14 protein-coding genes are annotated in these 13,407 nt (G+C 68.1%); 4 read left to right on the top strand and 10 right to left on the bottom strand.

Annotation, left to right across the window (positions count from 1 at the left end; all coding sequences use genetic code 11):
- Positions 1-114 precede the first annotated feature (114 nt).
- The 5 genes from V6M63_RS11335 to V6M63_RS11315 are packed head-to-tail and all read right to left on the bottom strand — an operon-like array spanning position 115 to position 5,330.
- Positions 115-918, bottom strand: coding sequence for an enoyl-CoA hydratase/isomerase family protein (locus V6M63_RS11335; RefSeq protein WP_332741823.1), 804 nt, complete (start codon positions 916-918; stop codon positions 115-117).
- Positions 915-2,087 carry an acyl-CoA dehydrogenase family protein gene (locus V6M63_RS11330; RefSeq protein ID WP_332741821.1) on the bottom strand — a complete coding sequence of 391 codons (1,173 nt, stop codon included), beginning with the start codon at positions 2,085-2,087 and terminating at the stop codon, positions 915-917. The genes V6M63_RS11335 and V6M63_RS11330 overlap by 4 nt, the downstream gene beginning before the upstream one ends.
- 33 nt (positions 2,088-2,120) lie before the next feature.
- A complete protein-coding gene (locus V6M63_RS11325) occupies positions 2,121-3,731 on the bottom strand; it encodes an acyl-CoA carboxylase subunit beta (protein ID WP_332741820.1) in 1,611 nt (536 codons plus the stop codon).
- Positions 3,724-4,638, bottom strand: coding sequence for an SDR family oxidoreductase (locus tag V6M63_RS11320; protein ID WP_332741819.1), 915 nt, complete (start codon positions 4,636-4,638; stop codon positions 3,724-3,726). Before V6M63_RS11320 ends, V6M63_RS11325 begins: the two co-directional genes overlap by 8 nt.
- Positions 4,635-5,330 carry a TetR/AcrR family transcriptional regulator gene (locus V6M63_RS11315; protein ID WP_332741817.1) on the bottom strand — a complete coding sequence of 232 codons (696 nt, stop codon included), beginning with the start codon at positions 5,328-5,330 and terminating at the stop codon, positions 4,635-4,637. Before V6M63_RS11315 ends, V6M63_RS11320 begins: the two co-directional genes overlap by 4 nt.
- 132 nt (positions 5,331-5,462) lie before the next feature.
- Between V6M63_RS11315 and V6M63_RS11310 the strand changes: the two genes are divergently transcribed.
- Genes V6M63_RS11310 through V6M63_RS11300 form a run of 3 tightly spaced genes read left to right on the top strand, consistent with a single transcriptional unit; the run spans position 5,463 to position 8,299 of the window.
- Positions 5,463-6,698 (top strand): saccharopine dehydrogenase family protein, encoded by a 1,236-nt coding sequence (locus V6M63_RS11310; RefSeq protein WP_332741815.1) that lies wholly within the window; start codon positions 5,463-5,465, stop codon positions 6,696-6,698.
- 3 nt (positions 6,699-6,701) lie between these two features.
- Positions 6,702-7,145: a hypothetical protein gene (locus V6M63_RS11305; RefSeq protein WP_332741814.1), complete on the top strand. Its 444-nt coding sequence runs from the start codon at positions 6,702-6,704 to the stop codon at positions 7,143-7,145.
- Positions 7,146-7,186: 41 nt separating this feature from the next.
- Entirely contained in the window at positions 7,187-8,299 is a 1,113-nt protein-coding gene (locus tag V6M63_RS11300; protein WP_332741812.1) for an NADH:flavin oxidoreductase/NADH oxidase, read from the top strand.
- Here V6M63_RS11300 and V6M63_RS11295 read toward each other — a convergent pair.
- Together V6M63_RS11295 and V6M63_RS11290 are read right to left on the bottom strand one after the other, a co-directional pair.
- Positions 8,230-8,544, bottom strand: a complete 315-nt coding sequence (locus V6M63_RS11295) for a DUF2917 domain-containing protein (RefSeq protein WP_332741810.1) — start codon at positions 8,542-8,544, stop codon at positions 8,230-8,232. The genes V6M63_RS11300 and V6M63_RS11295 overlap by 70 nt on opposite strands.
- On the bottom strand, positions 8,541-9,323 hold the full coding sequence (locus V6M63_RS11290; protein ID WP_332741808.1) for a sterol desaturase family protein: 783 nt from the start codon (positions 9,321-9,323) through the stop codon (positions 8,541-8,543). The genes V6M63_RS11295 and V6M63_RS11290 overlap by 4 nt, the downstream gene beginning before the upstream one ends.
- A gap of 115 nt (positions 9,324-9,438) precedes the next feature.
- Between V6M63_RS11290 and V6M63_RS11285 the strand changes: the two genes are divergently transcribed.
- On the top strand, positions 9,439-10,569 hold the full coding sequence (locus V6M63_RS11285) for a GlxA family transcriptional regulator (protein WP_332741807.1): 1,131 nt from the start codon (positions 9,439-9,441) through the stop codon (positions 10,567-10,569).
- Here the strand turns inward: V6M63_RS11285 and V6M63_RS11280 are convergent.
- From V6M63_RS11280 to V6M63_RS11270, 3 genes are read right to left on the bottom strand one after another with little or no spacing between them, the layout of a single operon-like run.
- Positions 10,484-11,794, bottom strand: coding sequence for a TRAP transporter large permease (locus V6M63_RS11280; RefSeq protein ID WP_332741805.1), 1,311 nt, complete (start codon positions 11,792-11,794; stop codon positions 10,484-10,486). The two genes, V6M63_RS11285 and V6M63_RS11280, sit on opposite strands and share 86 nt — an antisense overlap.
- A gap of 7 nt (positions 11,795-11,801) precedes the next feature.
- Positions 11,802-12,341: a TRAP transporter small permease subunit gene (locus tag V6M63_RS11275; protein WP_332741803.1), complete on the bottom strand. Its 540-nt coding sequence runs from the start codon at positions 12,339-12,341 to the stop codon at positions 11,802-11,804.
- Positions 12,342-12,385: 44 nt separating this feature from the next.
- On the bottom strand, positions 12,386-13,381 hold the full coding sequence (locus V6M63_RS11270; RefSeq protein WP_332741801.1) for a TRAP transporter substrate-binding protein: 996 nt from the start codon (positions 13,379-13,381) through the stop codon (positions 12,386-12,388).
- Positions 13,382-13,407 lie beyond the last annotated feature (26 nt).

Here is a 13,407-nt window from a genome sequence, read left to right as displayed (position 1 = left end):
CTGCACGCTTCGCGTGCCGTGCAATTTGGTGAGCGCTGCACATGGCCTGACAGGCCATATGAGCGCTCCCCCGCGCCAAGGCGCGAACGCCGCGATTGGCAATGAGCAGGCGTTTCATTTTTTCTCGGTCCCTGCCCACGGCGCGGGCTGCTTCCTGGCAAATGCAGCCAGGCCATTGGCAGCTTCGGGACTGCGCAGTGCAGCCGCAAAGGCGATGGCAGCTTCATCGCGCAAGTCGGGCACATCACCGCGCAGGCGCTGCAACAGCCGCTTGGTGCTGGCCACCGCACCGGGCGCGGCGCGCCTGAACTGCTCCAGCCGTTCCTGCAGGCCTTTCTCCAGCTCACCGTCGTGGGCCACTTCGTCCACCAGGCCGAGCGCCTGCGCGTCTTCCGCGCGGTAGACGCGGCCTTGCAGCAAACACTGGCGCGCGGCGGCGTCGCCCAGGCGCTGCCACACGAAGGGCGCGATCTGCGCCGGCGGCAAACCGAGCGTGACCTCCGGCGTGGCGAAGCTGGAACGCCGCGTGGCGATCACGTGGTCGGCGCAACACACGAGGCCGAAGCCACCGCCCATGGCCGCGCCGTCCACCGCGCACACCAGCAGTTGCGGCAGTGCGCACAGCGCGTGCAACACATCGCCAAAGCCACGGTTCATGGCGATCAGCGGGTCGTCTTCGCCCGGCTGCAGCGGCTGGCCGATGGCGCTGGAGAAATGGCCCAGGCTGCCACCGGCGCTGAAGGCGCCCGGCGCGCCGGTGAGCACCACGATGCGCAGGGTGTCGTCTTGTTTTGCGCGCAGGGTGGCCTCGTACAGGCCGAGCACCATGGCGTCGCTCAGCGCGTTGCGCGTGGCGGGGTCGTTGAGGGTCCAGCGCTCGGTGTCGCCTTGGCGCTCAACCAGAAAGGCCTGGCTCACTTTGCCGGCCTCTTTGCGATGCCCATGGTCTTGGCGAGGATGCCCAGCATCACCTCGTCCGCCCCCCCGCCAATCGACGCCAGACGCCCGTCGCGGTACATGCGCGAGACCTTGTTCTCCCAGGTGAAGCCCATGCCGCCCCAGAACTGCAGGCAGGTGTCGGGCACGGTGCGGTTGAGCCGCCCGGCCTTGAGCTTGGCCATGGTGGCCCACTCGGTCACGTCTTCACCGGCCACGTAGTGTTCACACGCCTGGTAGGTCAGCGCGCGCAGACTCTCCACCTCGGTCTTGAGCTCGGCCAGCTTGAACTGCACCCACTGCTGGTCGGCCAGCGAGGCGCCGAACAGCTTGCGCTCCTGCGCCCACTCCACCGTCCATTCGATGCAGTTGGTGAGGCTTTGCAGCGTGCTGGCCGCGCACCACAGACGCTCCTCCTGGAACTGCTGCATCTGGTAGATGAAGCCCGCGCCTTCCTGGCCGATGCGGTAACGCTGCGGCACGCGCACCTCGTCAAAGTAGATGAGCCCGGTGTCGCTGCTGTTCATGCCGATCTTGCGGATCTTCTGCGCCACCTCGATGCCTTTCACCAGCTTGCCGTTCTCGCGCATGGGCACCATCACCAGGCTCTTGTTCTTGTGCGCGGGGTCGTCGCTGGTGTTGACCAGCATGCACATCCAGTCGGCCTGCAGGCTGTTGGTGATCCACATCTTCTGGCCGCTGATGACGTAGTCGTCGCCGTCCTTGCGGGCCATGCTCCTGATGGCCGCCACGTCACTGCCCGCGCCGGGTTCGCTCACGCCGATGCAGCCCACCATGTCGCCGGCAATGGCGGGTGCGAGGAAGTCGCGCTTGAGCTCGTCGCTGCCGAAGCGCGCGAGCGCGGGCGTGGCCATGTCGGTCTGCACGCCGATGGCCATGGGCACACCGCCGCAGTGGATGTGGCCCAGCGTCTCGGCCATGGCCATGCTGTAGGAGTAGTCGAGCCCCGCGCCGCCGTTCGCCTCGGGTTTGGTGAGGCCCAGCAGGCCCAGGTTGCCCAGGCCCTTGAACACCTCGTGCGCCGGGAAGATCTCGGCCGCCTCCCACTCGTCCACGTGCGGGTTGATGTGCTCGTCGATGTAGCGCTTGAGCGTCTTCTGGATCTCGCGGTGCTCATGGGTGAACTGCATTTTTGTCTCCGGTCTGGTTGGAACGAGATGGGGTCACATGCGCGCGACACCGAACTGCATGCGCCGCGGTTCGCGCGCGGCGGCCTCGGCGCAGGTGGCCAGGCAGAAGGCGAGCGTGGCGCGGGTGTCGCGCGGGTCGATCACGCCGTCGTCGAGCACCAGGCCACTGGTGTAGAACGCGTCGGCCTGGCTTTCGAACACGCCCACGATCTGGTCGAACTGGGCCTGCATCTGAAGCGCGTCGGGCGTGATGCCTTTGCGCGCCATGCCGGCCTCGGCCACGATCTGCATGGTGCGCGCGGCCTGCTCGCCGCCCATCACGGCGGTCTTGGCCTGCGGCCAGCTGAAGAGAAAACGCGGCTCGTAGCCGCGCCCGCACATGCCGTAGTTGCCGGCGCCAAACGACGCGCCGCACTGGATGGTGATCTGCGGCACGGTGGCGTTCGTCACGGCCTGGATCATCTTGCTGCCGTGCTTGATCATGCCGCCCTGCTCGCTGTCCTTGCCCACCATGTAGCCGGTGGTGTTCTGCAGGTAGACGATGGGGTGGCCGAGCTGGCACATCCACTGGATGAAGTGCGTGGCCTTGTTCGCGCCGGCCACGTCGATCGGGCCGTTGTTGCTGATGATGCCGACCGCGTGGCCTTCAATGCGCGCCTGCACGCAGAGGGTGGCGGCACCGTGGAGCGCCTTGAATTCGAGCAGCTCGGAGCCATCGACGATGCGGGCGATGACTTCGCGCATGTCCACCGGCTCGCGGTGGTGCGGAGGCATGAGGGCGAGGAGTTGGTCGGGTAGGAAGGTGGGGTCGGGGCCGTGTACGTGCTGCGCCGACGCGCCTTGCCAGCCGATGCGTTGCACCACGTCGCGCGCCATCCCCAACGCCTCCCGGTCATCCTCCGCCAGGTACTCCCCCAGGCCCGACACACCGGTGTGCATTTCCGCCCCGCCCAGCTCCTCTTCGGTCGCCACCTCGCCGGTCGCGGCCATGAGCAGCGGCGGCCCGGCCAGGAAAGCGCGTGAACGCCCGCGCACCATGATCACGATGTCGGAGAGGCCCGGCATGTAGGCCCCACCCGCCGTGCCCGAGCCGTGCTGCACCGTGATCACCGGCAGGCCGGCGGCCGAGTGGCGCGCCAGGTTGCGAAACAGCGCGCCGCCGTGCACGAAGCCCTCGACCTTGTATTTCATGAGGTTGGCCCCCGCGCTCTCCACCAGGTGCACGAAGGGCAGCTTGTTCTGCAGCGCGATGTCCTGCACGCGCAGGATCTTCTCGAGCCCGCGCGGCTGGATGGCGCCGGCCTCGATGCCCGAGTCGCTCGCCACCACCATGCAGCGCACGCCGGCAATGAAGCCGATGCCCGCCACCATGCCGCCACCGGGCACCGACTTCTCGGGGTCCTGGGTGTCTTGCAGGAACCCGGCCAGCGAACACAGCGGCAAATACGGCGCTCCGGGGTCGAGCAAGAGGGCCACGCGCTCGCGCGGCAGCAGCTGGCCGCGCTTGTCGAACACCGGTCTGGATCTGGCCGAGGTTTGCGCGGCGCGGTCTTCGAGCGCGCGCAGTTGCGCGATGCGCGCCAGCATGGCCTCGCGCCGTTGCTGCGCTTGAAGGCTCTGGGGGTTGAAGCTGGACTCAAACATCCTGGAACACCCTCGGCGCCACATACCGGTGAAACCCATCAAAAGGCTTCACCGCGTCGCGGTCCTGCACGGCCACGGGTGCGGCCACCTGGCCCCAGCCCATGCGCACCTGCGGGCGCGCACCGTCCACACGCAACACGCTGCCGCTGATGAAACTGGCCGCCGGGCTCAACAGGAAGACGATGGCGGCCGAGGTTTCGGCCTCGTTGCCGAAGCGCCCGGCCGGTACCGTGGCGCGCATCTCGCGCAGCATGGGGCCGGCCTCGGGTGGGTAGTGGTCCATGCCGCTGGAGGCGATGTAGCCCGGCGCCACGGCGTTCACGCGCACGCCGCTGCGCGCCCACTCCAGCGCGGCGGTCTCGGTGAAATTCACCATGCCCGCACGCGCCGCACCGCTGTGGCCCATGCCCGGCATCGATCCCCACATGTCGGCAACGATGTTGACGATGGAGCCGCCCTGCGCCTGCATGCTCTGCACATAACACTCACGCGCCATGAGGAAGCCGCCGGTGAGGTTGGTGTCGATCACCGCCTGCCAGCCCTTGGCGCTGATGTTCTCCAGCGGCGTGATGTACTGGCCGCCCGCGTTGTTCACCAGCCCGTCGATGCGGCCGTGTGCGCCCACGATGGCGGTGACCACGGTGCGCACCACGTCCTCTTGCCGGATGTCGCAGGCATGGAAGCTGGCACGCCCACCGTCGGCCACGATTTCGCCGGCCGTGTCCTGCAGCTTCTCCAGGTTGCGCCCGATCAGCACCACATGGGCGCCCAGGCTGGCGAGTTCGTGCGCGGTGCAGCGGCCAATGCCCGAGCCGCCGCCGGTGACCAGGATCACCCGGCCGTGCAGCAGGCCGGGGGCGAAGGCGGAGCGGTAGTGGCGGTGTCCGGTGGTGGATGGGGTGGTCATGCCGGTTCCTTCAGAAAGAGTTGCAAGGCCGAGGTGGTGAGGTCGTCGAGCGAGGCGCGCGCGCGGCTCTTGGCGCTGCGGCCCGAGGGCGGTGCGTACCACTGGGCCGACCAGTTGAGCGCGCCAAAAATCATGAGCCGCGCGAGCACGGGGTCGCTGCCGAGCTGGCCTTGCGCGTGCAGCGCCGCGAGCACCGGCACCCAGTCGGCTTCGTACCGGTCTTTCAGCCGATTGACCTCGCTGCGCTGCGTGGCCTCGAGCGAGCGCCATTCGTAGAGCATCACGGGGATGAAATCGCTGTCGGGGCCAAGCAGCGCGTCGAAGTGGTTGCGCACCAGCACGCGCAGCCGCTCGCGCGCCGACGCGTCGGGCGGCAGCAGCGCCAGCGCCGCGTGCTGCCGCAGCAACGCGCCCTGCATGCCCTCGAGCATCACGGCGCCGAGCAGCGCTTCCTTGCTTTCAAAGTGGTAGAAGGGCGAGCCCGAGCGCATGCCCACCGCCGCGGCGATGTCGCGCGTGCTGGTGGCGGCAAAGCCCTGCTGGCGAAACAGGCGGGCGGCGCCGTTGATCAGCTCCTGGCGGCGGTTGCCGTCGTCGCGCTCGTCAGCGGTCTTGCGCGGGCGGCCGCGCGCGCGGCGCGGGGTCTCGGCAGCGGCGATCGCGCGCGGGGTGTCGGGGCTGTCCAGGTTCATGGGCACCGACCTTAGCAGCGCCACCGAATTTCAGCAAGCACTTGCTTTGTGAAAATGTGAACAACTGTCTCGCCGTCGACAGGCTTTTCATCAGCCCCCAAATCCCGAACGCCGTTTCTGCGACCATGCCGCATGGACAAAGCCTTCGACATCATCGTTTTTGGCGCCACCGGGTTCACCGGCCGGCTGGTGGCCGAGTACCTGCACGACACCTGCGGTGTGGGACGCGGCGTGGCCTGGGCCATGGCCGGGCGCAGCCTGGCCAGGTTGACCCAGGTGCGCGATGCGCTCGGTATCAGCCCCGCCCTGCCCCTGCTGGTGGCCGATGCGACCGATGTGAAGGCGCTCGCCCAACTGGTGGCGCAGGCCCGAGTGGTGATCACCACCGTGGGGCCGTACCAGAAGCACGGCCAGGTGCTGGTGGACGCGTGTGCGCAGGCCGGCACCGACTACGTGGACCTGTGCGGCGAGCCCGGCTGGATGGCGCAGATGATTCCCCGCCTGCAAGGCCCGGCGGCGGCCAGCGGCGCGCGCATCGTGTTCTCGTGCGGGTTCGATTCCATCCCGTTCGACCTCGGCGTGGTCTTCCTCCAGCACGAGGCGATGCAGCGCCTGGGTGCTCCGCTGGTGCGGGTGCACGGCCGGGTGAAGGTGATGAAGGGCGGTTTCTCCGGCGGCACCGCGGCCAGCCTGCTGGCCACGCTGGAGACCGCCGGGCGCGACCCGACGCTGGCGCGCACGCTGGCCGACCCGTTTGCGCTCACACCCGGCTTTCGCGGCCCGACACAACCCGACGACCACACCGCCGACTGGGACGAGCTCGCGCAGTCGTGGACCGGGCCCTTCGTGATGGCGCCGATCAACACCAAGAACGTGCACCGCACCCACGCGCTGCGCGGCCACCCCTGGGGCACCGGCTTCGTCTACAGCGAACGCATGCTCACGGGTGGCGGCGAGGGTGGCGAAAAACGCGCCAGGACCCTCGCGCGCAACACGCGGGTGCAGAACGCGCTGCTGGCCTTTGGCCCCACGCGCGCGCTCATCCGCCGCTTCGTGCTGCCCAAGCCCGGCCAAGGCCCGACGAAAGAACAACGCGAGAAGGGTCGCTACGAGGTGCTCTTCATCGGCCAGACCGCCGATGGCCGCACACTGTGCGCCAGCGTGAAAGGCGATCGCGACCCGGGCTATGGCTCCACCTGCAAACTCATCAGTGAAACCGCGCTGTGCCTGGCGCGCGAGATCGACCCGGACATGACGCCCGGCGGCGTGTGGACGCCCGGTGCGGCCATGGGTCTCACGCTGGTGCGCCGCCTGCAGGAGCGCGCAGGCCTGTCGTTCCAGATCGTCGATGCCCCTTCACCCCGCTGAACCATGCCCGAACAACGCGTCCCCATCGGTCACGCCAACGACATCCCCCCCGCCTGGGGCGCTCCGCGCACCGCCGCGCGCCGCTTCACGGTGGCGATCCGCGAACCCCGGGGCACCGAGACCTTCTCCGTGGCCTGGGGCGAGCTCACGGCCGACCCCGGCGTGGACTGGGTGGTGATGCTGGATGACGGCACGGCCTACCCGATCAAGAAGGATTTGTTTGCACGCACCTACGAGGCCGCCGGGCCGGGGCGCTACCGCAAGGTGGAGCGCAGCCGCCTGGTGCAGGTGCCACCCGGCACCGTGGCCTTGCTGGCCACGCTCGAAGGCAAGCTCGAGGTGCGCCACCCCGACTATGTGGCCGTGGGCGCGCAAGGCGAGGTCTATGCCAACGCGGCCGACTGGGTGCGCGAGCACCTGACGTTCGACACCGTGGGCAGCGCCTGAACACGCCCCATCCCGAAGACCCTTCGTTTCAAGGAACCACCGTGAGCCAGCTGTTTTCTCCTTTCGACCTCGGTCCGCTGCACCTGAAGAACCGCATCGTGATCGCGCCCATGTGCCAGTACTCGGCCGAGCACGGCAACGCCACCGACTGGCACCTGATCCACCTGGGCCACCTCGCGCTCTCGGGCGCGGGCCTGTTGATCCTGGAGGCCACGGCGGTCACGCCCGAAGGCCGCATCTCTCCGACCGACCTGGGTCTGTGGAACGAGGCAAACGAACACGCACTGGGCGAGGTGCTGCGCAAGGTGCGCCAGCACTCGGCCATGCCGATCGCGATCCAGCTCTCGCACGCCGGGCGCAAGGCATCGAGCCGGACGCCGTGGGAAGGCGGCCAGCTCATCGCGCCCGACGACGGTGGCTGGGAAACGCTGGCGCCCTCGGCCATTCCCCACCTCACGCACGAGGCACCGCCGCACGCGCTCGATGTGTCGGGCCTGGAGCGCATCCAGCAGGCGTTTGTGGATGCGGCGCTGCGCGCCCGGCGCATCGGCATCGACGCCATCGAACTGCACGCGGCCCACGGCTACCTGCTGCACCAGTTCCTCTCGCCGATCTCCAACCAGCGCACCGACGAATACGGCGGCTCGCTGGAGAACCGCATGCGCTTCCCGCTGGCGGTGTTCGACGCGGTGCGCGCCGCGCTGCCGACCAGCATGGCGCTGGGCATGCGCCTCTCGGGCACCGACTGGGTGGACGGCGGCTGGGACGCGGCGCAAAGCGTGGCGTTTGGCCATGCACTCAAGGCGCGCGGATGCCACTTCATGCACGTCTCCAGCGCCGGCATCTCGCCGCTGCAGCAGATTCCACTCGGCCCCAACTACCAGGTGCCGCTGGCCGAGCAGGTCAAGCGCGAGGTGGGCCTGCCCACGATCGCTGTGGGCCTGGTGACCGAGCCCGAGCAGGCCGAAGCCATCATCGCGAGCGGCCGCGCCGATCTGGTGGCGATGGCGCGCGCCATGCTGTTCGACCCGCGCTGGCCCTGGCACGCCGCCGCGAAGCTCGGCGCACAGGTGGAGGCGCCGCCTCAGTACTGGCGCAGCCAGCCGCGCGGCATGAACCAGCTGTTCGGCGACGTGAAGATCGGCCAGCGCTGAGGCGCTCCGGTGCGTGCGCTCCGCACCGGCGCATGCAGGCGGATCACGGTGCTGTCGAGTGCCTGCACCAGCACACGGCCCGGCTGGATACAGGCGTGGCGCTGGCCCGCGGTCAGCAAGATGTCGTGCGGGTGGTGATCGTGCGTCACCCATGCCGTTCCCTCGATGCATTCGATGCGCCAGCCCAAGGGTTTGTTGATCGCGTGCAGGGCCGACTTCGGCAGTGAGATGCATTCGGTGGTCATGTCGTCAAGCCTCCAGGGGTGGGGTGTTCGATCGGTTGGCGCACTCGCCCGCGAGCGGCGGACACGTCGCGAAAGGCCAGCATTTCGGTGAGGCGCGCGGAAGCGCCGTCGTAAAAGCCCTGTTCGGGCCAGGGCGCGTTCGCAGGCCCGTTGCGGAAGGTGCCGAACACGATGTCCCACAGCGGCAGGTCGGCGTAGTTGTGCGCGTGCACGCCGCGCTGGTGGTGAATGGCATGGCTCTCGGGCCGCTGGATCAGGTAGCCCAGCCAGCGCGGCGTGCGCACCCGGGCGTGTTGGAACACCGAGAGAAAGGCGAGCACCGCCACCGCCCACGCACCCGCCTCGGGGCTCAGGCCGAGCAGCGGAAACAGCACGATGCTGGACAGCGTGGTGAAGAGCGCTGCGTCCAGTGGGTGCAGGTAGAAGGCGCCCCAGGCGTCAAGCGTCTCTGCGCTGTGGTGCATCTGATGCCCCAGGCGCCACAACGCGTTGAAGTGGTGAGCGCTGCGGTGATACGCGTAGTGGAAAAACTCGTAAACCAGCACGCCCACCGCCGCGCCACCCGCCGTGCCGAGCGCGGCACCGTCGAACACATGAAGGCCACCGAAGTAGCTGCCCCAGAGCAGGCCGATCCACAGCGTGAACCCGAAGTTGGCGACGGAGACGAGCAACGCCCGCGAGCGCCACCAGCGCGTGCGGCTGGTGCCAGCGGGGGTGGCGAAGTCGAGCAACAGAAAGATGGGCAGGACCGCCAGGGTGAAGATTTCGGGCCACGACATGGCATTCTCCAGAGGTGTGAAACAGGAAGGTGGGTTCTAGAATCGATCAGCGACTGTAGGAAGACCGGCCGTTTTCACCTGCAGCCAAAACCGACACCCACCCGACAAAACCGCCATGTCAAACCCCGACGGCGCTCCCCCGCTCACCACCGTTGCCATCCTGGCAATGCCCGACGTCACGGCCTCGGTGCTGTTCGGGTTGAGCGACATGTTCGTGGGCGTGGGACGCGATTGGCCCTGGGTGATCGAGGGCCGCCCCGGCGCCCCGCTGCTGCGGGTGCAAATCGTCTCGGCCGACGGCCGACCGCTCACCATCGCCAACGGCGTGCACGTGGTGCCAGACGCTTCGCTCGCCGATTCGGCGCCGCCGCAGGTGATCTGCATTCCGGAGGTGTTTCTGCTGCCGGACGCCGACCTGCGCGGCCGCTTCCAGATTGAAGTGGCCTGGCTGCGCGAGGCGCATGCCCGGGGCGCCGTGGTGGCCGCAGCCTGTTCGGGCGCGCTGCTCCTGGCCGAGGCCGGCCTGCTCGAAGGCGAAGACGCCACCACCCACTGGGCCTACTGCGATGCGCTGGCGCAGCGGCACCCCGGCATTCGCCTGCACCGCCAGCGCGCGCTGGTCACCGCGGGTGAAGGCCAGCGGCTCGTGATGGCCGGTGGCGGCACATCGTGGCAAGACCTGGCGCTCTACCTGATCGCGCGGCTGGCGGGCATGGAAGCGGCCATGCAGATGGCGCGCCTGTACCTGATCGACTGGCACGAGCGCGGCCAGCAACCCTTTGCCCGGTTATCGGCCAGTCGGCAATCGGACGACGCGGTCATTACACGCAGCCAGCTCTGGGCGGCCGAGCACTACCGCGAGCCCAGCCCGGTCGCGGCGATGACGCGTCTTTCCGGCCTCGCCGAGCGCTCCTTTGTGCGCCGCTTCCAGCAGGCCACGGGCCTGTCACCGCTGCAATACGTGCACCACATCCGGCTCGAAGAGGCCAAGCAATTGCTGGAAGCCAGCGTCGACTCCATCGAGGCCGTGGCCGAGCAGGTGGGCTATGAAGATGCGGGCTACTTCGCGCGCCTGTTCAAGCGCGAGGTCAACCTCACGCCAGCGCAGTACCGCAAGCGCTTCGCAGGCCTGCGCGAGGTGCTGCAGCAGGGGCGCGCAGCTAGCCCGCTCCCGACGTCAGACGGTTGGGCAGCCACAGCACCAGATCGGGCACCGCGAGCAGCAGGAACACGAACAGGATCATGATGGTGAGACAGGGCAGCGCATAGCGGGCGATGCGGCCGAGCTCCAAGCCCGTGAGCCCCTGCAGCATGAACAGGTTGAACCCCACGGGTGGGGTGATCTGGGCCATCTCGATCACGATCACGAGGAAGATGCCGAACCAGATCGGATCGAAGCCGGCGGCCTTGACGATGGGCAGCACGATGGGCAGCGTGAGCACCATCATCGAGAAGCCGTCGAGGAAACATCCGATCATCAGATAGAGCACGATCAGCACTGCGATGAGCGCCAGGGGCGCCAGCTCGAAAGCCGTCACCCACGTGCTGATGGCGCGCGGAATGCCCAGGAAGGCCGCGGCGCTGGCCAGGATCGAGGCGCCCAGCAGGATCAACGCGATCATGGCGCAGGTCTGCACCGCACCCATCGCGATGTCGCGCAGCGATTGCCGCGTGAGGCCCCCTTGGAAGCGCGCGATCAAGGCGGCGCCGAGCACACCCACCGCCGCGCTTTCGGACGGCGTGGCGATGCCGGTGTACATGGAGCCGAGGATGGCCACGATGAGCAGCAGCACCGGCGCCAGATCCCGCAATGCGTGGAACCGTTCGCCCCAGGTGGCACGGCGGGATGTTTCGTCACGGGGCACCAGCGCGGGGTTCAGCGTGGCCTGGACCATGATCCAGGCCATGAAACACGCCGCCAGCAGGATGCCGGGCACCACGCCGGCCATGAACATCTTGAGCACCGACACGTCGCCCAGCACGCCGTAGATGATCATGATGTTGGACGGCGGGATCAGGAAGCCCAGCGTGCCCGCACCCGCGAGGCTGCCGACCGCAATCGATTTGCCGTAGCCGCGCCGCTCCAGTTCCGTCAGCGAAATCCGGCCCACCACCTGCGTGGTGGCGGCAGACGAGCCCGAGATCGCCGCGAAGATCGTGGAGCCGAACACGTTCACATGCAGCAGGCGACCCGGCAGCAACGAGGCCCAGGGCGCAAGGCCATTGAACAGCGATTGCGACAGGCGCGTGCGGAACAGGATCTCGCCCATGACGATGAACATGGGCAGCGACAGCAGTTCCTGGGTGGTCAGGATGTTCCAGGTGTACTGCGCGAGCAGCTTGTCGAGCGGGATGTCGCGAAACAGCGCCAGCATGGCGGTGCCGGTGGCGCCCAGACCGATCCCGATCCAGACACCACTGCCCAGAAACGCGATCAGCAAGGCGCCGAGTGTGAGTACGACTGCAAGCATGGGGTTCCTATTCCAGTGGTGCGGTGGGTTTCATGCGGCCGTCTTCCAGCGGCAGGCCGGCCAGTGCCTGGATCACGCGGGCCAGCAACTGCAGCGCGAGCAGAAGAATGCCGAAGGTCACCGCGAGCTGTGGCATCCAGAGCAGCGTGCCGCTTTCGGCCGAGACCTGGCCCGAGACGAACGAGGTCCAGGTGAAGCGGGCCATGGAGTAGCTCAGGAACGACACCGACAGCAGGCCGATGAGGGAGGTGAGGGTCTCCAGAGCGCGCCTTGCGCCAGGGCCCAGGCGGCACAGCAAGAGCTGAACCCGGATGTGACCGCCCGTGCGCAGCGTCATGGCGGCGCCGAAGGTGAAGCTGGCCGCCATCAGGTAGGAGCAGTATTCCCAGGTGTGCGGAAGACCGCCGGGCAGCGAAGGGAACACGTTGGAGAGTGCCCGCACCGCCAGCTCGGCCACCATCAGCGCAATCAGCGTGGTCAGGCAGGCCACGCCGATCCAGCCGTCCCATTGCGACAGGCTCTCGATGCCTTGCAGCAGCTTCGACACCGCGACCGGGGCGGGTCGTCTGCAAGCGAGCGGTGCGGTCCCGATCATCGCTTGAGCTCGGCGAGGTAGGCCGTCAGAGGCTGCTTCGACGCGGGCACCGATTTCTCGAACGCCTGCAGCAGGCCCGAGGTGCGTCGGCGCATCTCGGCGTTCATGGCGGCCGAGACCGGCATCACTTCCATGCCCATGCTCTTGAGCTTGGCCAGGCTGTCGCTGTCGACCTTGCTGGTCTGCGCCCAGAACAGCGGTTCGAGGCGGTTGGCAATCTGCGTCATGGCCGTCTGCTGCGCGGGCGTGAGCTTCTTCCACACATCCAGGTTGATGTTGACCATCTGGGAGATCCAGGTGTGGTTGGTCGGGTAGGCGTACTTCACGAACTCCCACAGGCGACCGTCCACGCCGGACACCGCCGATGTCATGACACCGGAGATGGTGCCGGACGCGAGCGCGGGAATGGTTTCCACCCAGGGGATGAGGACCGGCGTGATGCCCACCGCGCTGCAGAGGTCCTGCACGTTGCGGTCGGACACGCGGACCTTGCTGTTGCGCAGGCCTTCGAGGTTGTCGGCCTTGACCTTGGAGAACAGGTACTGCGACGGCCAGGGCACCATGTAGAGGATCTTCTGGTTGTTCTTGGCCGCGGCGGCGTCGAACAGGGGCCGCAGGTGGCGGTGCAGCGCGCGCAGTTCGTCGAGGTTGCTGACGAGAAACGGCGACGTTTCCGCCGCAAAGATCGGCTCGTCGCCCGCTTGCTGCGAGGCGTGGATGTCGGCCATGCCCACCAGCCCGTCGCGAACGGCGCGCAGATGATCCGGACCCTTGAAGCCCAGCGCGCCGCCGGAGTGCACGGTGATCTTCACCTCACCCGACGTGGCGGCGAGCACCTCGGCCGCGTAGCGCTTGGCGTTCTCGGTGTGGAAGCTGCCATCGGGAAGCACGGTGGACAGATCGATGGAGGTCGCCGCATGGGCGGGGCGGCTGGCACCCAGCAACGTGGCGGTGGACAGCGTGAGCGCGGAAAACTGACGTCGTGTGAGCATGATGGGCCTTTGGTTGAGGGGAAGAA

Origin of the sequence: Hydrogenophaga sp. (assembly GCF_036675665.1) — a bacterium.
Classification (GTDB): domain Bacteria; phylum Pseudomonadota; class Gammaproteobacteria; order Burkholderiales; family Burkholderiaceae_C; genus Hydrogenophaga.
The sequence above is the reverse complement of the archived record's forward strand: the minus strand, read 5'-3'. Positions and strand labels throughout refer to the sequence as shown.